The following is a 19,572-nucleotide window of genomic DNA, read 5'->3' on the forward strand; positions in this document are numbered from 1 at the left end:
CGGTCGCCCGCGTGCCCCGCGGAGAGGAACGGTCGGTGAGGAGCCCGTCGGGCGGGATTCCGGTGCGCAGCCTGCGTGCCAGGATCACCCTGCTCGCCACCGGACTGGCGGCAGGGGTCAGCCTGGTCCTGCTGTGGCTCGCCTGGACGCTGGTCGGCGACTCGGTCGCCGCGGTGCCGAGGATGCCGCCGGGGACCACGGTCCGGGTCGACGGGATCGATGTCGACTCCTCGGTACTGGCGGAGCATCTGCGGGAGAACGCGCGGGACGAGGTGCTGCTGGCCGGGTCCGCTGCCTTCTGCTTCGTCGTCGCCGCCACCGCCATCCTGGCCTGGACGTTCACCTCCCGGGTGCTGCGGCCGTTGCGCGACATCACCGGCGCCGCCCGGAGGTTGTCGGTGGAGTCGATGGGGGAGCGCATCGGCGAGATGACGACCAAGGACGAACTGGCGGAACTGGCCGAGACCTTCGACGCCATGCTCGACCGGCTGCAGGCCGCGTTCGACGCGCAGCGCCACTTCGTCGCCAACGCCAGCCACGAACTGCGCACCCCGCTGGCGGTGATCCGCACCGAACTGGAGGTGACGCTGGCCGACCCGGGGGCGGACGTGGTGGAGCTGCGCCGTATGGCCGGGGTGGTGCAGGACGCCACCCAGCGTGCCGAGCGGCTCGTCGGTTCGCTGCTGCTGCTCGCCAGGGCGGACGGTGCCGGGCCCGCGGTCACCGAGACGGTCGACCTGGCCGCGCTGGCCGCCGGTGCCTGGCGGGCGGTGCGAGCGGAGTCCGAGCAGCGGGGGATCCGGGTGGACTTCCGCACCGAACCCGCGCCGACGCGGGGCGACCCCGCGCTGCTGGAGCGGGTCGCGGGCAATCTGCTGGAGAACGCGGTGCGGCACAACGTCGACGGCGGCTGGATCGAGGTGGGTACCCGTGCCGGCCCCCAGTGGGCGGAGCTGACGGTGCGCTCCTCCGGCGGGCTGGTGGATCCCGGGGCGGTCGCCGAACTCTTCGAACCCTTCGCCCGTGCCGGGATCGCCCGTACCGCGCGTGGCGGCGCGGGCCTGGGACTGTCGATCGTGCGGGCCGCGGTGCAGGCGCACGGCGGTGCGGTGACCGCCGAGACGGTCGTCGGCGGCGGGTTGTCGGTCACCGCCGGGCTGCCCGTCGCGCAGCGGCCCTGAACCAGGGTTACGGTGCTGGACATGGTCCCCACGGTGCAGCTCAACGACGGAAACCACATGCCACGCCTGGGTTTCGGGGTCTACAAGATCCCGGACGAGGAGACCGTGCGTGCCGTGCACACGGCGTTCGAGGCCGGCTATCGCGGCATCGACACGGCCACGCTCTACCGCAACGAGCGCGGTGTGGGCGAGGCCGTGCGCACCGGCGGGTTGCCCCGGGAAGACCTCTTCGTCACCACGAAACTGTGGAACACCGAGCACGGCCACGACAGCGCACTGCGCGCCTTCGACAGGAGCATGTCGGAGCTGGGCCTCGACTACGTCGACCTGTACCTGATCCACTGGCCGGTCCCCGCACAGGACAGGTACGTGGAGACGTGGAAGGCATTGGAGAAGATCCAGGCCGACGGGCGGGCCAGGTCGATCGGTGTGTCCAACTTCCAGATCCCGCACCTGCGGCGGCTCCTGGACGAGGCGGACGTGGTGCCCGCCGTGAACCAGATCGAGGCGCACCCGCACCTGCAGCAGACCGCACTGCGCCGGTTCCACGAGCAGAACGGGATCGTGACCGAGGCGTGGAGCCCGCTGGCCCGGGGTGGCGAGGTGCTGGAGTCCGAGGTCGTGCGCACGGTCGCCCGCAAGCACGGCAAGACTCCGGCGCAGGTCGTCCTGCGCTGGCACATCGAGATGGGCCACGTGGTCATCCCGAAGTCGGCGACCCCGCGGCGGATCGCCGAGAACATCGACGTCTTCGACTTCGAGCTGGACCAGCAGGACGTGGCCGGGTTCGCGACGCTGGAGCTGGACCGGCGGCTCGGCCCGAACCCGGACGAGCTCGATGTCTAACCTGCTGGATGTATAACGCCCTATACCGCGCCTCTGTGTAGTCCTTCGACCGCTCGGCCGGTTGCCGGCGGCCGGGGACACGACGCGAGGACGCCGAGACTCGATTCCTGCCGGAGACCCGGTCGGCGAGATTCCCGCGTCGGTCTCAGTAGGGGCCGCTCCGCAGGGGCGCGGGGGTCACTCCGCGGTCTCGTGCAGCGCGGCACTGATCCCGGCGGTGGTCAGGTCGACCTGCCACGGCCGGGCACCCCCTGCCCGCAGGGCCTCGGCCACGCCGTGCGCCCCGCGGTCCTCCGGCGGGCGCCAGCACGTCCGGCGCAGCAGGTCGGGCAGCAGCAGGTTCTCCACCGGAAGCCCGTGCTGCTCGGCGACGGCGGCCAGGCCCGCCCGTGCCGCGGACAGCCGTGCGGCCGCGTCCGGATCCTTGTCCGCCCACCGGTTCGCCGGCGGTGGCCCGTCGCTCGGCTGCGCGGCACTGGGAAGTTCGTCCTTGGGCAGGCCACGCGCCGTCTGCAGGTGACGCAGCCACATCCCGGCGTAGCGCCGCTGGATCCGTCCGCCGAAGACCGGCAGCGCCTGCAGTTCGGCATTCGTCGTGGGATCGGCGAGCACGGCGCTCACGATCGCGCTGTCCGGCAGCACCCGGCTCGGCGCCCGGTCCCGCTTACGGGCCATCTCGTCGCGCGCCTGCCACAGTTCCCGCACCGCGGCCAGACCACGGGGCTGGCGGATCTTGTGGATGCCCGAGGTCCGTCGCCACGGCTCGGCCCTCGGTGGTGGCGGGGGAGCGGTGCGCACCGCCTCGAACTCCTGGCGCGCCCATTCCAGCTTGCCCTGCGCGTGCAGTTCGGCCTCGAGGCTCTCGCGCAACGGCAGCAGCAGCTCGACGTCCAGCGCCGCGTAGTTGAGCCAGTCGACCGGCAGCGGTCGTTTCGACCAGTCGGCCGCGCTGTGCCCCTTCTCGAGCTGGTAGCCGAGCAGGCGCTCGACGAGCGTCCCCAGGGCGACCCGGTCGTACCCGGCGAGCCGTCCGGCGAGTTCGGTGTCGAAGACGCTCGGTGGCCGCAGGCCCAGCTCGGTCAGGCAGGGCAGGTCCTGGGAAGCCGCGTGCAACACCCACTCGGTGCCGTTGAGCACCTCCGCGAGGGGGGCGAGTTCGCCCTCCAGGGGAATGGGGTCCACCAGCACCGTGCCCGCGCCCTCCCGGCGCAACTGCACGAGGTAGGCCTTGGGCCAGTAGCGATAGCCGGAAGCCCGCTCGGTGTCCACCGCGATGGCGCCGGTGCCCGCGGCCAGAGCCGCACACGCCTTCTCCAGCGCCGCGACCTCGGCCACCACCGGTGGTGTTCCGTCCGCCGGCTCCCGCAGCAACGTCGGCTCGTCCGGGCGCGCCGCATTCGGCTGCGCGTCCGTCCGGGTCGCACCTGCTGGGGAGTCGGCGTCGTGATCTGCGATTTCCACGATCGACGACCCTACTCCGACGGGCTGACCGCGCCGGTTCGCCCGTCGGAGCAGGAACGTGTTCGCCTCAGCGGATGACGCCGGCTCGCATGGCCAGCGCAACCATCTGTGCCCGGTCACCGGTGCCGAGCTTGCGTCCTATCCGCGACAGGTGAGACTTCACCGTGAGCGCGGAGAGGCTGAGCTCCTCACCGATCTCCTTGTTCGACTGACCGTCGGCCACGAGCTGCAGCACCTCCACCTCGCGAGCGGAGAGCTCCCGCGGGGTGTTGTCGGTGCCGGCTACCCGGGTACCGGTGGCCAGCACCGGAGCGACGCTGGGGTCGGCGTAGACGCCGCCCTCGAGCACCCTGCGCACACCGTCGGTGACAACCACCGGCGATGCTGACTTGAGCAGGTATGCCTGCGCTCCGGCCTGGAATGCCGAACGAACCGCGTACGGGTCGTCCGAGGACGCGAGCACCACGACACGAGGCCAGCCGTTGCTACGGAGTTCCGTAACCAGCTCGATACCGCTGCCATCCGGCAGGCCGAGATCGAGAATCGCCAGATCGCACGGCCCGGTGGCCGTCGCTCGCGCTCTCGCCTCGGCCACGGTGGCGGCCTCGTGAACAGTGCCCGCACCCATTTGTGCGAGTCGTGCGGCTATTGCCTCCCTCAAGAGCGGGTGGTCATCGACCACCAGCACGGAAAACAACTCTTCCCGCGGGTGCGGAACCATGCTGGCCGGCAAAGCGCCGGCTGGCGTGGTACGGACGGCCTGTGAAAAGCCGACGGCAGCCACGTCACTACCTCCCTGGAGTCGGTCGTGCCCCCCGACCGGCACCGGGACTTTCGGCCAAACAGCCGCGCCAGCTCTAGACCGAAAGTGGTGTCGTCGAAGGCACTCTAGCCGCCCAAGCGGGTCAGTGGGTGGATCGAACGGGTATGTATCTCGATCGAGTAGTCACAGAGCGAGATCGGGTTAACACGATCGGACTATTCAGCAGGTCAGTGTTAACGGATCGTTCGACCGGGGCGATGAAATATTTTCACCCACTTCGATCGTATCGTGCAGAAGTACCGTGCAGGCTCGCGTGCTACCGGACGGGGTCCGTCCGCGGGAGCGAATCGGTCAGTGCCGCGAAGGCCTCCGGCGAGCGTTCCGTCATCAGCCGATACCAGGCGGCCAGTGTGGCCGGGGAGAACACCCCGAGCCGGGCAAGGGTCTCCCGGGCGAACTCGACCGGAGCCAGCCCGGACGACGTGACGAGGTCGCCGTCGGTGACAGCGGGCTCGTCGGCGTAGCGGGAGGCGCCCGCGTAGCCCTGGCACATCTCCCGCAGCGTCCCCGGGTCGTTGCTGGTGTGCCTGCGCTCGTCGAGCATCCCGGCGTTGCCCAGTGCCATCGTGGCGCCGCAGATCGCCGCCACCGGGGTGCCGGCCGCCAGCAGGTCCGCGGCGAGCGCCAGCACGGGATCGTGCCGCGGCTCCAGCCACGTCTCGCCGCCCGGCAGGATCAGCACCGCCACCGCCGCGGCGGGCAGGTCACCGATGACGACCTCGGGGACGATCCGGATGCCACCCATCGTCGTGACCGGATCCGGGGTGAGGCCCACCGTGCGCACGGGCAGGTTCGTCCCGGGCACGGCGAAACAGCGGCCGCTGTTCAGTTCGGCGGTCAGGTAGCCGGTCTCCCAGTCGGCGAGCGTGTCCATGACATAGAGGTAGGCGGCCGGCGCGCCGCCGGCGGGAGGATTCGAGCCGGCGACGGTGTTCGGGTCGGCCGGGGCGTTCTGGTCGGCGGGCACATCTCCTCCTCGGGGGCCGGGAGGAGGAGATTATGCGACGGCCCGGATGCCCCGGACAGGTCACCGGGGCTTCAGGAGCCCTGACGCTGGCCGAACACCGCGACGCCGACCGGCGGCAGCCCGACGACACTCGCCATGAGCTGGCAGAAGGCCTCGCCGTGCGGGCCGAGGGCGCCGTCCACCGGCGTCCACGAGGCGCGCACCTCCAGATCGTCGGTACGGGCGGGGCCGGCGATGTCACCGAACCGCGCCGAGGAGGTCTCGGTGACCGTGCCGCCCAGAGACGTGTAGCTCGCGCCGGAGACCTCCAGCGCGTCGGTCAGCCAGGACCAGCCGACGGCGGGCAGGAACGGGTCGGTAGCCAGCTCGTGGTCGAGCTCGGCACGGACGTAGGTGACCATCCGCAGCACGCCGTTCCAGGCGTCCTGGCCATCCGGGTCGTGCAGCAGCACCAGCCGCCCCGAGGCCAGCACGTCGGCGGGTCCGGTGACCTCACAGCTCAGTGCGTACGACCATGGGGCGAGCCGCTGGGGTGGCCGGACCGCCTCCAGCGTCACCTCCGGGCGGGCGCGCACCGCGCGCAGGGCCGCGACTGCCTCACGGAACAGCTCGGGTGCGTGCGTCATGGCGGTCACCCACCGACTTTAAGCCGCTACCCGCCCTCCACGGCCGCAGGCGCGCCGAGAGCCCGGCGGACGGTGTCCGCGCCCTGCGCGAGCAGTCCCGGAAGAGCGCACGTGAACGCGGGTGGCACGATGACGGGGATGCCTTCCACACCACCTCCCGCGCCGCAGACCCGGCCGACGACCGCCCGCCGTGAGCTCACGGACTCGCCGTACCTGGCCGCGGCCCGCGGCGGAACGCCTGCCCGCCTGCCGGTGTGGTTCATGCGGCAGGCGGGGCGTTCGCTGCCCGAGTACCGCGCGCTGCGCGAGGGCACCTCGATGCTCGACGCCTGCTTCGACCCTGAGATGCTCGCCGAGATCACCATGCAGCCGGTGCGCAGGCACGACGTCGACGCGGCGATCCTGTTCAGCGACATCGTCGTCCCGCTGAAGGCGGCCGGGGTGGACATCGAGATCGTCCCCGGTACCGGCCCCGTCGTGGCCTCGCCGATCCGCACGGCCGCGGACGTGGCCGCGCTGCCCGAGCTGAGCCCGGACCAGGTCGGTGCGGTCGCCGACGGCGTCCGGCTGCTCGTCGAGCGGCTCGGCCGGACACCGTTGATCGGGTTCGCCGGGGCGCCGTTCACCCTGGCCTCGTATCTGATCGAAGGCGGGCCGAGCCGGAACCACGAGCACACCAAGTCGCTCATGCACTCCGAGCCCGAGGTGTGGCACGCGCTCGCCGGCAAGCTGGCGAAGATCGCCCGTACGTTCCTGATCGCCCAGCTCGACGCCGGCGTCGACGCGGTGCAGCTGTTCGACTCCTGGGCGGGCGCGCTCTCGCCGCGGGATTACCGCGAGTTCGTCCTGCCGCACTCGACCTCGGTACTCGGCGCCGTGGGGGAGTACGGGGTACCGCGTACGCACTTCGGCGTCGGCACCGGCGAACTGCTCACCGCCATGCGCGACGCGGGCGCCGATGTCGTCGGCGTCGACTGGCGGCTGCCACTGGACGAGGCCGTGCGCAGGCTGTCCACTCCGGACGGTCCCGTCCCGGTCGTCCAGGGCAACCTCGACCCGGCCCTGCTGTTCGCCTCCTGGCCGGTGATCGAGGCCGAGGTGCGGCGCATCGCCGACGAGGGGCGCACCGCCGGAGGACACATCGTCAACCTCGGTCACGGCGTGCTGCCGGGTACCGATCCCGAGGTGCTGACCCGCGTCGTCCGGCTGGTACACGAGCTGCGTCCGTGATCTCGCGCGTCGCGGTCGTCGGGGGCGGCGTCGCCGGCGCCACGGCGGCGCACCGTGTGCGCACCCTGCTGCCGGACGCGGACATCACCCTGGTCGAGGCATCCGGGGTCACCGGCGGCAAGCTGCGTACCGCCGAGCTGGCGGGCCGCCGGGTGGACGTCGGGGCCGAGGCGTTCCTCGCCCGCCGCCCGGAGGCGCTCGCCCTCGTGCGTGAGCTGGGCCTGGACGACGCGCTGACCCACCCGACGGACGCGGGCGCCACCGTGCTCGCCGGTGGCAGGCCGGGCCGGATGCCCGCGGGCACGATGATGGGGGTGCCGGGCTCCGCCGGGGCCGTCGCCGGGCTGCTGTCCCCGGAAGGACACGCCCGCGTCGCGGCAGAGCGGGATCGCGGGCCCGTCCGGCTCCCGCCGGGTGACGTCTCGCTCGGCGCCCTGCTGCGTGAGCGGTTCGGCGGCGAACTGGTCGATCGGCTGGTCGATCCGCTGCTCGGCGGCGTCTACGCGGGCGGGGCCGACGGACTCGGCCTGCGCGCGACGATGCCCGCCCTCGCCGGGGCACTCGACGACGGGGTGCCCTCGCTCACCGAGGCGGCCGCCGGACTGCTGCCCGGCACGCCGAATCCCGCTCCGGTGTTCGGCACCCTCACCGGGGGGCTCGGCGCACTCGTCGACCGGCTGCTGTCCCGATCACGCGCCACGGTGCGCACCGGTGTCCCGGTCCGGGCAGTGCACCGGATTCCGGGGGGCTGGCGGCTGGAGCTCGGCGCCGCCGCCTCCTCGCACGCACCCCCGGACGCCTGGCTGGAGGCGGACGCGGTGATCCTCGCCGTGCCCGCCCCGTCCGCGCGGAAGCTGCTCGCCGACGTCGCTCCCGGTGCGTCGGCCGCGTTCGGCGAGGTCGAGCTCGCGTCGATGGCGGTGGTGTCACTCGCCCTCCCGCCGGGAACCGTCCTGCCGGACGCTTCGGGTGTGCTGATCGGTGCGGGGGAGCGCCGCGCGGACGGAACGCCGTTCACCGTCAAGGCGTTCACCTACTCGGCCCGCAAGTGGGCGCACCTCGGCGGAGCGGGTGAGCCGCCGGTGTTGCGCGGTTCGGTCGGCCGGTTCGGCGATCCCTCGGGGCTGCACACCGACGACGACGAGCTGGTGCGCCGCGTGCGCTCGGATCTGGCCGAGCTGGCCGGGGTCACGGCGAGGCCGGTGGACGTCCGGGTGACCCGCTGGGGCGGTGGCCTGCCCCAGTACGGCGTCGGCCATCTCGACCGGGTCGGCCGGATCGAGCGGGCGGTCGGCGACGTGGCCGGGCTGGAGGTCGCCGGGGCGTCCCTGCACGGTGTCGGTATCCCGGCGTGCATCGCGAGCGGGGACGCCGCCGCCCGCCGGCTCGCGTCCGGCAATCGCTGACCGGCCGGGGGCGAGCGGGTCCGGGATCACACCCGGCCTGCGGGCGGCGGGCGTTGCCGGTGGTGGGACGATGAGGTCATGGCGCGGCTGAACTACAACGAACTCAACGACACCATTCGCTACACCGCCTGGTCGGTGTTCCGGATCGAGCCCGGCAAGCTCGGCGAGGATCGGGGCCGGGCGGCCGCGGAGACGACCGAGTACCTCGACGCGCTGGAGGGCAAGGGCGTCGTCGTGCGCGGGGTCTACGACGTCGCGGGCATGCGGGCCGACGCGGACTACATGATCTGGTGGCATGCCGAGGAGGTCGAGCAGGTACAGGCCGCGTACACCGGTTTCCGTCGCACCCCGCTGGGCAGGGCGTCCACCCCGGTGTGGAGCCAGGTGGCGCTGCACCGGCCCGCCGAGTTCAACCGCAGCCACATCCCGGCGTTCCTGGCCGGGGAGGAGCCGCGCAAGTACATCTGCGTCTACCCGTTCGTCCGCTCCTACGAGTGGTACCTGCTGCCGGACGCCGAGCGCCGCACGATGCTGGCCGACCACGGCAAAGAGGCCCGCGACTACCCGGACGTCCGCGCGAACACCGTGGCCTCCTTCGCGCTCGGCGACTACGAGTGGATGCTCGCGTTCGAGGCGGACGAGCTGCACCGCATCGTCGACCTGATGCGGCACCTGCGCGGAACCGAGGCCCGCAGGCACGTCCGCGAGGAGACCCCGTTCTACACCGGAACCCGGGTGCCTCCTGCCGAGCTGGTGCTGAACCTGCCCTGAGCCGACGAGGATGAGCGCGGCCGAGACGACGGTGAGACTCTGGACCAAACTGACCGGGTGCGGCCCTGCCCGCCCGGTCCTGGTCGCTGCCAGGTCGTGCGGTGCGGGCGGGTCGTCCCTGGCACGGACGGCGATGTTCCTGGATTCCTTGGGGCGCAAGGAGACCATCGGCACGGAGCCGGATGTCACCGATCTGCTCGCGCGGACGTCCAGCCCGTTCGGCACGCTGACCCATCTGCGTCCACCGGGCCTGCTTGCCGGATATCGTCCACAATGGACACAGGGGCCGGGGTTACCGGGATCGTCGCCCGCGCAGTGGTGACCAGCCGGGCGACCGGCCGAGCGACCAGCGGCGGGCCCGGGGGAGGTGCCCGCGCTCGACGAGCCAATCCGCGAACGCCGCGAGGTCGTCCCGCGCGCCGGTGCCGACCTCGCGGGGATGCACGATCGCGTAGGCGTCGAACAGTTCCGCGAAACGATCACCCAGCCGATCCGCGAGTTCCGGTGCCAGGTAGGCCACGACCTTGCGCCGCTTGTTGCGCAGTGCGCGGACCTCCCCGGCGACCCTGTCCGGGACGAAACCGGGCGGTACCTCGCCGCCGGCCAGCAGTGCCCGCAGCAGCGCGGCCTGCTCGGCGGCGAGATCCTCACGGCGGTTCACGAACCGTCCAGAACCTTCCGGATCGCGGCCAGTTCGGCGGCGAGTTCGCCGTCGGTCGGGTAACGGTCGTCGCGTTCGAGCAGCGCCCCCGGCGGGACCGTCCGTGAGCGCAGTTCGCCGAGGAGTTCCAGCACGGCGGGCGGAACCGGGTGGGCATGCGTGTCGTGATAGACGCCGCCGATGCTCTCCCCGCCCGCGACGTGCACGTACGCGATCCGTTCCAGCGGGATCTCGTCGAGGAAGCGCACCGGGTCCGAGCCGAGGTTGAGCGCGTTCGCGTACAGGTTCGCCACGTCGACGATCAGCAGGCAGCCGGTGCGCTCGGTGAGCTCGCCGAGGAACTCCGCCTCGGACATCTCGGCGTCCGGCCATTCGAGCATCGCGGCGATGTTCTCCAGCGCGAACGGCAGGCCCAGGATCGACTGGGCCAGGGTCACGTTGGCCACCAGCACGTCCAGCGCGGTCCGGGTGCGTGGCAGCGGCATCAGGTGCCCGGCGTCCAGCCCGCCCGCGCGCACGAAACAAACGTGGTCGCTGACCATCGGCGCGTCCAGCGCGGCAGCGACCGCGGCCAGGTGCTCGACGCGGTGCGTGTCGAGCACCTCGGCGCCGCCCAGCGACAGCGAAACCGCGTGCGGCAGCACCGGAACGCCGCGGGCGCGCAGGTCCGACAGCGACGCGGGCAGCTCGTGCGCGTGCAGGTTCTCCGCGATCACCTCGACCCAGTCGACGCCGGGCAGGCGCGCGACGGTGCGGTCGATCTCCGGTCGCCAGCCGATGCCGACGCCGAGCCGGGACGGCGGCTCAGCCACCGCCGCCGCACCCACCACCGCCGCCACAACCGCCACCGCCGCCGCACGAGGATCCGCCGCCACAGGTGGTGCCACCGCCACCGGAACCGCCGCCACCGCCCCAGCCGCCACCGCCGGTGGCGATCGGCAGCGGCGGCTGGGCCAGCACGCCACCGATCTCGTCGTCCGGGTACATGGTGATACCGCCGAGCGCGACCGCGCCACCAACACCGGCGAGCAGGCCGAGCCGGTGACTTCGGCCGCCCGCGGCATCGGCGGCGCCGAAGGTATTGCCGAGTGGCTGGTCCCCGGCGTGGCCGATCGTCCGGCCGCCACCCGTGGTGTGCCCGCCGTCCCGCCGGATCCGGTCGAGGTAGGCCGTTCCGGCCCGGGTGGGGACACCACCCTCACGCGTCCTCCAGCCCGGTGCATTGCCGGTGGCGATACAGGCGCCCACGGCCGCCACCAGAAGAATGCTCAGGTAGCCGACCGGATAGTCCTGGGCGGCCCCGTTGAGCAGGCGGACGACGCCGACGCCGAGCACGAGCAGGTAGACGATCATGATCGTCCGCCACACCTGGCGGCACTGCTCACCGGAGACCAGGTAACCCTGCCTGACCAGTTCCTCGCGCAGGTTCCGCATCGTCGCCGAGAGCCGCATGGACGTCTTGAGCGAATCGACCCGGGTCACGGTTGCTTTGCGGGACAACGATTCCTCGAAGGGATCGTGCGGCTGCCGTGAACTGACCGCGGTGACCTTGCCGTCCGAGCTGACCCGGATCTGCTCGTTGTCCAGCATCCGGGCCAGTGCGGTCTCGGTGGTCCGTTCGGGCCCGCCCGCCAGGTACGCGATGTGATAGATGCTCGGCAGGCTCGTCGTCGCCGCCGACGGGCTCCGTCGCCGCAGCGACGCCTGCCACAACAGGCCGATCAACGCCGGCACCACCAGCATTCCGGCATAGATGCCAAGAAACGCCGCTCCCGAGATCCCCCACGGCTGATCCATTCCGCTCCCATCCTCGGCGTCCGTGTGGAAGCAGAGCATGCCAGGCGGGACGGTCCCGTGTCCGGCGAACGACCGGAACGGCCGCGCCTCAGCCCTGCGGCACCATGCGCAGGGCGATCGAGTTGATGCAGTAACGCTGGTCGGTGGGCGTGCCGTAGCCCTCGCCCTCGAAGACGTGCCCGAGGTGGCTGTGGCAGGAGGCGCACAGCACCTCGATGCGCTTCATCCCCATCGCGCGGTCCTCACGGAGCAGAACCGCCTCCGAGTCCGCGGGGTCGAAGAACGAGGGCCATCCGCAGTGACTGTCGAACTTCGTCTCACTGCGGAAGAGTTCCGCACCGCAGGCCCGGCACTCGTAGACGCCGGTGTCATGGGTGTCGGTGTACTCGCCGGTGAAGGGACGCTCGGTCGCGGCCTGCCGGAGCACCGCGTACTCCTCCGGAGACAGGCCCTCCCGCCACTCCTGGTCGGACTTCACGACGCGCGGAGTGGCGCCGACCACGGGTTTCATGCCGGGTTTCATGTTCTCCAGGCTACCCCGACAACCAGACCATCACGCGTCCGATCGTGTCCCAGGCGGCGAACAGCACACCGACCAGGATCAGGGCGACGATGAACACCGCGCTCCACCAGCGCAGCCCGCCAGCGCGGTTGCTCGATTCGGCGAACTCGCTCACCCCGTTGATCGAGGCCTCCACGGTGAACGCGGGCTCGCACCGCTGCATCCGGTCCAGGTGCGCCGCGAAGGCCTGCGCGTCCGGGTCACCGGGATCGAGGCCGACCAGGTCGTCGTCGAAGCGCGGGTTGCGGCGGCGTTCGGCGGATCCGTTGTCGGACATACAGCCCACGGTAGGTCACCGGGGCGGGCGAGCGCAGCGGACAGGCCGAAGCTCACCCCCGGTAGCCGCAGGTCAGCCCAGCGCGGGCGTGCCCCGGTCGGCCTCGCGGCGGGTGTCGGCGTCCAGCCGCAGTGACCCGCCGCTGTTGACGATGCGGACCGGTTCGCGTTCGGTGCCGTCCGCGTACTGGACGCTGAGGTACATGTCGACGGACTTGTCGGAGTTGTATCCCTCATCGGCGAGCGCGGAGCGGTAGCCCTTCGGCGCCCGTTCGCCCCAGTACCCGGCGAAGGCCTGCTGGTTGCCGTACACGGCCTGAGCGGCGGGGGTGAGCATGTTCCACGAGGTCTCGCTGCCCGCGCTCTCGTAGAAGTCGATCAGCGCGTTGCCCGCCGTCGACAGGTCGATCGGCCCGGAGGTGGTCGCCTCGCCGAGCGGGGGACCGGCGGACGGTGCGGGCGCGGGGGCGGAGGACGAGGCCGGGGGCTGCGCCTGGCCGTCCCCGGAGTCCGCACCCAGGTTGGTGGCCACCACGATGCCCGCGGCGACGATCACCGCCGCCGCGCCGACCCCCGCGATCATCTTCCGCTTGCGGCCGGTGGCGGGGGCGGCCGCGGCGGGCGGAGAGGCTGCCGGGACGGGGTGTCCGTGCGGCGGCGTCGCCGGCGGGCGCTGCGGTCCCTGGCGGACAGGCTGGAACGTGGAGGTCGCCGTGCGCGGGGGCGTGGCCACTCCCGCCGGTGCCGAGGGCGTGCGTTGCCACGGCGGCGGTTCGATGCCGCGGCCCGGGGTCTCCACCGGACCCGCCGGGCGCCTGCCGCCGTGGGGCGGCAACGGGGGCGACACCAGCGTTCCCTGGTGCGCGGACTCGGCGGCCACCGAGGTCTCCGCGTTGGCGATCGCGGCAAGGCGCTGCCGGGTTTCGGCCATCGACGGACGTTCCGAGGGCTCGACCCGCAGCAGGCTCATCAGCAGCGCGGTCGCCGGGCCGGAGTGCTGCGGCGGGATGACCTTGCCGTTGGCCGCGGTGTAGAGCAGCGCGAGCTGGTTGCTGCTGTCGCCGTAGGGTGGCTGGCCCTCGATCGCGTGGTAAAGGGTGGCGCCGAGGGCGAACACGTCGGAGCTGGGGGCGGGGTCGGCGCCGCGCGCCAGCTCGGGGGCCAGATACGCCGGCGTGCCGCCGATCAGGCCGGTCTGCGTCAGCGCCAGGTCCCCGGTGGCGCGGGAGATGCCGAAGTCGGTGATCTTGGTGATCCCGGTGCTGTCGATGAGAATGTTGCCGGGTTTGACGTCGCGGTGGACGATTCCGGCGCGGTGCGCGGCGACCAGTGCGGCGGCGACCTGCTCGCCGATCCTGGCGACCTCGCGCACCGGCATCAGCGGGCTCTCGCCGATCACCGCGGACAGGCTCTTCGACGGCAGGTACTCCATGACCAGGCAGGGGTCGCCGTCGTGCTCGGCGATGTCGAAGACCACGATCGCGTTCGGGTGCTGCAGTCGCGCGGCGTTCTTCGCCTCGCGCATCGCACGCTGGCGCACGTTCTCACGTTCGGCCTCGGACAGCCCCGGCTGGGCCAGGATCTGCTTCACCGCGACCGCGCGTTCGAGCCGCTCGTCGACGGCGCGCCACACGACGCCCATGGCTCCGCTACCGATGTGCTCGACGAGACGGTAGTGCCCTGCGATCAGCTGACCGGTGTCGATGGCGCCTGCTCCTGTCGAAACCTCACGTCGTGCTCCGCACGAACTGCTGTACTGGAGAGCCTGCCTGGATGACTACTCGAAGGCGCGGACCCCGCCCCGCACGCTCAGCCGATTGTACCGGGCGCCGGTTTCGCGCCCGAGACAGCCGCGTCGGCTCCGGCACTCGCGGGCGCTCGCCGCAGAACCCGCACGAGTCCCGCGCCGCCGAGGAGCGCGAACAGCCCGTAGCAGAGCAGCAACGCGGGGGGAGTGGTACCGGTGAGCGCGTCGCCCGCCAGTACGACGGCTGCGGTCCCCGGCAGGCTGCCGAGCGCGGTACCCGCGAGGTACGCCGGGACCCTCAGGTCGGCGAGACCGCAGCAGTAGCTCAGCGGCGCGAACGGGATCACCGGGATCAGCCGCAGCGAGGTCACCGCCAGCACCCCGCCGTCGCTGAGCCGCTCGTTGACGGTGCGCACGGCTCCCCGGTGCAGCAGCCGGGACAGCGGCTCGCGGCCGAGCCCTCGTGCCAGTGCGAAACCCAGTCCGGCGGAGATCGTGGTGGCCGTCATCGCGACGACGATGCCGAGCGCCTCGCCGAGCAGCAGCCCGGCGGCGAGGCTGAACACCGTGCGGGGGATGGGCAGAACGGTCAGCAGCGTGTAGGCGGCGAGGAACACGAGCGGGGTCACCGCGCCGGCATCGTCGGCCCAGGCACGCAGCTCGGCCGGAGCGGGCACCGGAAGCAGGATCGCCGCCACCGCGAACGCCGCCAGCAGGACGGTCGCGGCGATCAGCTTGGTTCGGCGGCGCACGGCGTCCACGGTATCGGCAGCCGGACGCCGCCCGCCGGGGGTGGCAATTCGGATGACGTGGCCGGGTTCCTCGTGATCGGCTGGACCGGTGACCGACATCTCCGCGCTGCTGCGTGACCCGCCCGAGTTGAACGCGGACGGGATCGCGCTCCGCCCGCTCGACGAGACCCGGCTCGAGGACGTCTGGCGTTCGCTGCACGACCCCGAGACCATCCGGATGACGCACACGCACGCGAGGTTCACCCGGGAGGCCGTCCACGCCTACCTGGCCGGACTGCGGGTGAGCGAGGACCGTGCCGACTGGGCGATCCTGTCCGCCGGGGACGGCGCGTACCTCGGCGAGGTGGTGCTCAACGAACTCGACGCGGCCAACCACGCGATGAACTTCCGGATCGCGCTGTCCGGGCCGCACGTCCTCGGCCGCGGTCACGGCACGACGGCCACCCGGTGCGTGCTCGACTTCGCGTTCGGCCCGCTCGGCCTGCACCGGGTGAGCCTGGACGTCGCCGCCTACAACCCGCGCGCCCGGCGGGTGTACGAGAAGTGCGGCTTCGTCGCCGAGGGCGTGTTGCGGCAGGCGATCCACTGGGACTGCCGGTGGCACGACAGCATCCTGATGGCCGTGCTGGCCACCGATCCGCGCCCGTCAGGTGACCGCGATCGTCGGTGATCGCCGCTAGGCTCTGCGACGTGGCGAAACACGGCGAGGCGATCGAGTACCAGGTCGACGGGCGGACGGTGCGGGTGTCCAGCCCGGACAAGGTGTACTTTCCCGAGCGCGGCATCACCAAGCGCCAGCTCGTCGAGTACTACATCGCCGTCGCCGATCCGCTGCTGCGCGCGATCGGCGAGCGCCCGACCACGCTGAAGCGCTATGTGGACGGGGTGACGGGCGAGGCGTTCTACGCCAAGCGCGTGCCGAAGGGCGCGCCCGAGTGGGTGCAGAGCGCGACCATCACCTTCCCCTCTGGGCGCACCGCCGCCGAGGTCTGCCCGACCGAGCCCGCGGTCATCGCCTGGGCGGCGAACCTGGGCACCTTCGACTTCCATCCGTGGCCGGTCCGCCGTCCGGAACTCGACCGCCCCGACGAGTTGCGCATCGACGTGGACCCACCGGAGAAGGCCGGGTTCGCCGACGCGGTACGTGTCGCGGGAACGGTGCGCGAGGTGCTGGCCGACGCCGGGCTCACCGGCTTCCCGAAGACCTCCGGCGGCCGCGGCGTGCACGTACTGGTGCGGATCCGGCCGGAGTGGGATTTCGTTGACGTCCGGCACGCCGTGATCGCGCTGGGCCGCGAGGTCGAGCGGCGGATCCCGGAGCACGCCACCATCGCGTGGTGGAAGGAGGAACGCGCGGGCCGCGTGTTCATCGACTACAACCAGGCGGCCCGGGACCGCACCGTCGCCTCGGCCTGGTCGGTGCGCGGCACGCCCCGCGCCACCGTCTCCACCCCGCTGACCTGGGACGAACTCGGCGAAGCCGATCCGGACGATTTCGACGTGCTGAGCGTGCCGGACTGGCTGGCCGGGCACGGCGACACGCTGGCCGGGATCGAGGACGAGGTGTTCGGGCTGGAGACGCTGCTGCAGTGGTACGCCCGCGACGAACGTGACCACGGCCTCGGCGACATGCCATATCCCCCCGACCATCCGAAGATGGCAGGGGAGCCGAAGCGGGTGCAGCCCAGCAGGGCCCGCGACTGAGCCCGTTACGCCAAGCGCGGGCACGCCCGGCGAATCGCCGTCCAGCGCGGGCGGCCTCGTGGAAGGACATGTCATACGCCGCCCAATCGGCTTCCTGCCTCCGCGCGACCACCCGTCCGTAGAAGGGGACAGCCGCCGGCCCACCGGCCGGGTGATCGTCTTGCCCGCCGTTCGCGCCGGGCGCAGGATCGGGTGATGAGCCCAACGCGCCGGGTGACCACGCGCCTTCCCGTGGCGCTCGGTGCGCTGCTCGCCGTCGTCCTGCTCGCCGGGGCCTCCGCCGGTATCCCGGCCGTCGCTTCCTGGCACCCGCGGGCGCTGCGTGTGCTCGGGTTCAACATGCACGCCGGGATCGGTACGGACGGCCGCGCGGACCTCGCTCGCACGGCGGCCGTCATCCGTGACTCCGGGGCCGATGTCGTCGGCCTGCAGGAGGTCGACGTGCACTGGGACGCCCGCAGCGGATACGCCGACCAGGCCAGGGAGCTCGCCGCCATGCTGGGAATGCGCGTCTTCTTCGCGCCGATCTACGATCTCGATCCCGAACCGGGCCACACCCAGCGGCGGCGTTACGGGGTGGCGGTGCTGAGCAGGCAGCCGGTGACGCACACCCGCAACCACCACCTGACTCGTCAGTCCACAGTGGACCCCGGGTCGGTTCCCGGGCCCGCTCCCGGATTCGCCGAGGTGGTGGTGCGGGTGGGCGGGCGGTCCGTGCACGTTTACGTCACGCATCTGGATTCCCGGCCCGAGCCCGGCGTGCGCGCTGCCCAGGTGGCGGAGACGGTGGCGACCCTCGACGGAGACGGCCCGCGGGCACGGCAGGTGCTGGTGGGTGACCTCAACGCCGAACCGGCCGCCCCCGAACTCGCGCCACTGCTCGGCCGCACCGCCGACACCTGGGCGTCAGCCGGGACGTCCGGCTCGGGGGCCACCTTTCCGGCGGACGCGCCGGCGCGGCGGATCGACTACGTGACGATCGCGGGCCCGGTGCGGGCGCTGTCGGCGACGGTGCCGGACGTGCGTGCCTCCGACCATCGTCCGGTGCTCGCCACCGTGCGGGTGGGCTGACCCGCGCCGGTCACGGCGGCACGCGGGGCCGGGGGTCACGCCGGGCAGAGTGTCCCGTCTCGCGGGATCGTGCCGTCCACCAGGAAGCCGCGCACCGCGTCGGCGACACAGGGCGAGCCGATCGCACCGTGCCCGGCGCCCTGCCAGGCGACCCGCACCGCGCTGGGCATCTGCGCCACGGCCCGCGCCGTACCGGGTTCGGGCGTCACCGGGTCGGCGGCCGTACTGGTGACGAGCACCGGAGGCGTTCCCGCCGCGCCGGGTTCCGGCAGCGGTTCCCGCCGGACCGGCCACGGCCCGCACCACGCCAGGGGTTGCGCGGCGATCGGCCCGAACACCGGGTACTTCGCCCGCAGGTCGGCGGTGATCTGGTCGATCCGGTCGGCGGGGAGCCTGCTCAGGGTGTCGTTGCAGGTGGTCGCCAGGGTGCCGTCGAGACGCGAGGGGGCGACCCGCGATTCGCGCAGCAGCGGTTCGGCGAACGCCTCGAGCCCGCCGGTGTCCCCGTTCCGCGCGGCGACGATGGCGTCGGTCAGTTCCGGCCAGCGTTCGCGCTGGGCGAGTCCGGTGGCCACGGCGTTGAGTGCCAGCGCCGGGGTGAGCGAACCGCCCCGGTCCTCACGCAGCCGGGTGGTGAGTGCGGTGACCGCCCCGGCCGCGTCCGCTCCGAGCGCGCAGCCCCGTGCCGCGCAGTCGGCACCCAGCGCGTCCAAAGTAGACTGGAGCCCGGCCGCGATGCCTTCCTGCACAACGGGTGCCTCCGGCGCCGGGTCCGGGATGCCGTCCAGGACGAAGCGGCCGACGCGATCGGTGTAGCGGCCGGCATAGGCGGTCAGCACCCGGGATCCCTCGCCGCGGGAAAGCGCGTTGAGATGTTCCATGCCGAGTTGCTGGCGCAGTTCCTCCAGATCGCCCGCGGCCCGCCAGCTGTCGATCGCGCCCTGTTCGCTCTCCAGGCTCAGCGAGCACTGCTGGCCGGCCTTGCGGGCCGCGTCGAGCAGCGGTTCGACGTCGGTGGCAGCGGGATCGTGCCCGATCAGCCGCGCTCGGACGTCGTCGGGGATGCAGCGCACGGCGTCGGACTCCCCGGTGCCGCGCCGGTCCATGCCGATCAGCGAGAACCGTTCCAGCACCGCGGGCGGCAGCGTGGCGGCCAGCCGGGCGGCGTGCAGGGTTCCCGGATCACCGCTGACGTCGTTGACCACGGCCAGTGGGATCGGACCGGTGCCCACCTTGAGCACCGCGACCCGGGTGAGTCCGCGGCGCGGCAGATCGGGGGCGTCGAGCGTGGTGCTCAGGCGGGAACAGGAGAAACGCAGCTCCGGGGGCACGGCGGGGTCGCCGAGCCGCAGGCGGGTCTCCTCGTCGCAGTCGTTCCACTGCACCTGGGGTTCGTTCGGCTCGGCCAGTGGCGGCAGCGGCACGTCCTCGGCGGGTCCGGTCTGCTGTTGCGGGGGCGGGCCCTCGTTCTCCACCACCGGCGGGCGGGTGGACGGTCCGGCGGTACAGCCGGCGAGCAGGGCGGGCACGAGCGCGGCGAGTAGCAGCCGGGCTGCCCCCGGGCGGGCCGCCCGGGCGAGACCACGTCGTGGCACGGATTCGCCCTCACTTCCTCGGACACGGTGCTGTGCCCGGTGACCGGCCGGGCCCGACCACCTTCGCACGCGCGCGGTGAGGGCCGCGTGAGCGGG

20 protein-coding genes are annotated in these 19,572 nt (G+C 72.5%); 8 read left to right on the forward strand and 12 right to left on the reverse strand.

The genetic code is table 11. From position 1 onward, the window contains the following. Window positions 1-35: 35 nt before the first annotated feature. Window positions 36-1,181 (forward strand): sensor histidine kinase, encoded by a 1,146-nt coding sequence (locus CFN78_RS21480; RefSeq protein WP_094864674.1) that lies wholly within the window; start codon window positions 36-38, stop codon window positions 1,179-1,181. 21 nt (window positions 1,182-1,202) lie between these two features. Further along, on the forward strand, window positions 1,203-2,027 hold the full coding sequence (locus CFN78_RS21485) for an aldo/keto reductase (protein ID WP_205660605.1): 825 nt from the start codon (window positions 1,203-1,205) through the stop codon (window positions 2,025-2,027). Between the two features lie 177 nt (window positions 2,028-2,204). Here the strand turns inward: CFN78_RS21485 and CFN78_RS21490 are convergent, their stop codons facing one another. The 4 genes from CFN78_RS21490 to CFN78_RS21505 form a co-directional block, all read right to left on the reverse strand. Then, on the reverse strand, window positions 2,205-3,398 hold the full coding sequence (locus tag CFN78_RS21490) for a ribonuclease D (protein ID WP_094864790.1): 1,194 nt from the start codon (window positions 3,396-3,398) through the stop codon (window positions 2,205-2,207). A 157-nt stretch (window positions 3,399-3,555) separates the two neighbouring features. Next, window positions 3,556-4,272, reverse strand: coding sequence for a response regulator (locus CFN78_RS21495; RefSeq protein ID WP_094864676.1), 717 nt, complete (start codon window positions 4,270-4,272; stop codon window positions 3,556-3,558). A 295-nt stretch (window positions 4,273-4,567) separates the two neighbouring features. Further along, window positions 4,568-5,278 carry a type 1 glutamine amidotransferase family protein gene (locus CFN78_RS21500; RefSeq protein WP_205660606.1) on the reverse strand — a complete coding sequence of 237 codons (711 nt, stop codon included), beginning with the start codon at window positions 5,276-5,278 and terminating at the stop codon, window positions 4,568-4,570. A 71-nt stretch (window positions 5,279-5,349) separates the two neighbouring features. Then, window positions 5,350-5,913 (reverse strand): DUF3000 domain-containing protein, encoded by a 564-nt coding sequence (locus tag CFN78_RS21505; protein ID WP_165777654.1) that lies wholly within the window; start codon window positions 5,911-5,913, stop codon window positions 5,350-5,352. A gap of 129 nt (window positions 5,914-6,042) precedes the next feature. Between CFN78_RS21505 and hemE the strand changes: the two genes are divergently transcribed. The 3 genes from hemE (at window position 6,043) to hemQ (ending at window position 9,311) form a co-directional block, all read left to right on the forward strand. After that, window positions 6,043-7,134 carry a uroporphyrinogen decarboxylase gene (hemE, locus tag CFN78_RS21510; RefSeq protein ID WP_094864793.1) on the forward strand — a complete coding sequence of 364 codons (1,092 nt, stop codon included), beginning with the start codon at window positions 6,043-6,045 and terminating at the stop codon, window positions 7,132-7,134. Next, window positions 7,134-8,540 carry a protoporphyrinogen oxidase gene (hemG, locus tag CFN78_RS21515; RefSeq protein ID WP_094864794.1) on the forward strand — a complete coding sequence of 469 codons (1,407 nt, stop codon included), beginning with the start codon at window positions 7,134-7,136 and terminating at the stop codon, window positions 8,538-8,540. Before hemE ends, hemG begins: the two co-directional genes overlap by 1 nt. Window positions 8,541-8,618: 78 nt before the next feature. Beyond that, window positions 8,619-9,311, forward strand: a complete 693-nt coding sequence (gene hemQ, locus CFN78_RS21520; protein ID WP_094864677.1) for a hydrogen peroxide-dependent heme synthase — start codon at window positions 8,619-8,621, stop codon at window positions 9,309-9,311. Window positions 9,312-9,603: 292 nt separating this feature from the next. Here hemQ and CFN78_RS21525 read toward each other — a convergent pair whose 3' ends face one another. From CFN78_RS21525 to CFN78_RS21555, 7 genes are all read right to left on the reverse strand, one after another. After that, window positions 9,604-9,972, reverse strand: a complete 369-nt coding sequence (locus tag CFN78_RS21525; protein ID WP_094864678.1) for an SCO6045 C-terminal-like domain-containing protein — start codon at window positions 9,970-9,972, stop codon at window positions 9,604-9,606. Beyond that, window positions 9,969-10,784 carry an MbnB/TglH/ChrH family RiPP precursor modification enzyme gene (locus tag CFN78_RS21530; RefSeq protein ID WP_240519606.1) on the reverse strand — a complete coding sequence of 272 codons (816 nt, stop codon included), beginning with the start codon at window positions 10,782-10,784 and terminating at the stop codon, window positions 9,969-9,971. Before CFN78_RS21530 ends, CFN78_RS21525 begins: the two co-directional genes overlap by 4 nt. Further along, the gene (locus tag CFN78_RS29920; RefSeq protein ID WP_240519607.1) at window positions 10,777-11,769 is read right to left on the reverse strand and encodes a TIGR04222 domain-containing membrane protein; all 993 of its coding nucleotides are present in this window, start codon (window positions 11,767-11,769) and stop codon (window positions 10,777-10,779) included. The genes CFN78_RS21530 and CFN78_RS29920 overlap by 8 nt, the downstream gene beginning before the upstream one ends. Window positions 11,770-11,857: 88 nt before the next feature. Further along, window positions 11,858-12,280 carry a peptide-methionine (R)-S-oxide reductase MsrB gene (gene msrB / locus CFN78_RS21540; protein WP_094864795.1) on the reverse strand — a complete coding sequence of 141 codons (423 nt, stop codon included), beginning with the start codon at window positions 12,278-12,280 and terminating at the stop codon, window positions 11,858-11,860. 22 nt (window positions 12,281-12,302) lie between these two features. After that, window positions 12,303-12,608 (reverse strand): hypothetical protein, encoded by a 306-nt coding sequence (locus CFN78_RS21545; protein ID WP_094864681.1) that lies wholly within the window; start codon window positions 12,606-12,608, stop codon window positions 12,303-12,305. A gap of 72 nt (window positions 12,609-12,680) precedes the next feature. Then, entirely contained in the window at window positions 12,681-14,297 is a 1,617-nt protein-coding gene (locus CFN78_RS21550; RefSeq protein ID WP_094864682.1) for a serine/threonine-protein kinase, read from the reverse strand. Between the two features lie 119 nt (window positions 14,298-14,416). Further along, window positions 14,417-15,115 carry a TVP38/TMEM64 family protein gene (locus CFN78_RS21555; RefSeq protein WP_420807914.1) on the reverse strand — a complete coding sequence of 233 codons (699 nt, stop codon included), beginning with the start codon at window positions 15,113-15,115 and terminating at the stop codon, window positions 14,417-14,419. A 79-nt stretch (window positions 15,116-15,194) separates the two neighbouring features. On the opposite strand from CFN78_RS21555, the gene CFN78_RS21560 reads away from it, so the two are divergent. The 3 genes from CFN78_RS21560 (at window position 15,195) to CFN78_RS21570 (ending at window position 17,881) form a co-directional block, all read left to right on the forward strand. After that, complete coding sequence (locus CFN78_RS21560) at window positions 15,195-15,776, forward strand: GNAT family N-acetyltransferase (RefSeq protein WP_094864683.1); 582 nt, start codon at window positions 15,195-15,197, stop codon at window positions 15,774-15,776. 20 nt (window positions 15,777-15,796) lie between these two features. Next, window positions 15,797-16,810, forward strand: coding sequence for a non-homologous end-joining DNA ligase (gene ligD, locus CFN78_RS21565; protein ID WP_094864797.1), 1,014 nt, complete (start codon window positions 15,797-15,799; stop codon window positions 16,808-16,810). Window positions 16,811-17,005: 195 nt separating this feature from the next. Beyond that, window positions 17,006-17,881, forward strand: a complete 876-nt coding sequence (locus tag CFN78_RS21570; protein ID WP_094864684.1) for an endonuclease/exonuclease/phosphatase family protein — start codon at window positions 17,006-17,008, stop codon at window positions 17,879-17,881. A 35-nt stretch (window positions 17,882-17,916) separates the two neighbouring features. Here the strand turns inward: CFN78_RS21570 and CFN78_RS21575 are convergent, their stop codons facing one another. Then, window positions 17,917-19,476, reverse strand: coding sequence for an alpha/beta hydrolase (locus tag CFN78_RS21575; protein ID WP_240519609.1), 1,560 nt, complete (start codon window positions 19,474-19,476; stop codon window positions 17,917-17,919). Between the last annotated feature and the right edge of the window lie 96 nt (window positions 19,477-19,572).

Source organism: Amycolatopsis antarctica (assembly GCF_002262875.1).
GTDB lineage: Bacteria > Actinomycetota > Actinomycetes > Mycobacteriales > Pseudonocardiaceae > Amycolatopsis > Amycolatopsis antarctica.

What these genes read in the sequence shown, in the direction of transcription:
- hemQ (WP_094864677.1), top strand. Translation starts at nt 8,619, where the DNA reads ATGGCGCGGCTGAACTACAACGAACTCAACGACACCATTCGCTACACC.
- msrB (WP_094864795.1), bottom strand. Translation starts at nt 12,280, where the DNA reads ATGAAACCCGTGGTCGGCGCCACTCCGCGCGTCGTGAAGTCCGACCAG.
- CFN78_RS29920 (WP_240519607.1), bottom strand. Translation starts at nt 11,769, where the DNA reads ATGGATCAGCCGTGGGGGATCTCGGGAGCGGCGTTTCTTGGCATCTAT.
- CFN78_RS21545 (WP_094864681.1), bottom strand. Translation starts at nt 12,608, where the DNA reads ATGTCCGACAACGGATCCGCCGAACGCCGCCGCAACCCGCGCTTCGAC.
- hemE (WP_094864793.1), top strand. Translation starts at nt 6,043, where the DNA reads ATGCCTTCCACACCACCTCCCGCGCCGCAGACCCGGCCGACGACCGCC.
- CFN78_RS21485 (WP_205660605.1), top strand. Translation starts at nt 1,203, where the DNA reads ATGGTCCCCACGGTGCAGCTCAACGACGGAAACCACATGCCACGCCTG.
- CFN78_RS21570 (WP_094864684.1), top strand. Translation starts at nt 17,006, where the DNA reads ATGAGCCCAACGCGCCGGGTGACCACGCGCCTTCCCGTGGCGCTCGGT.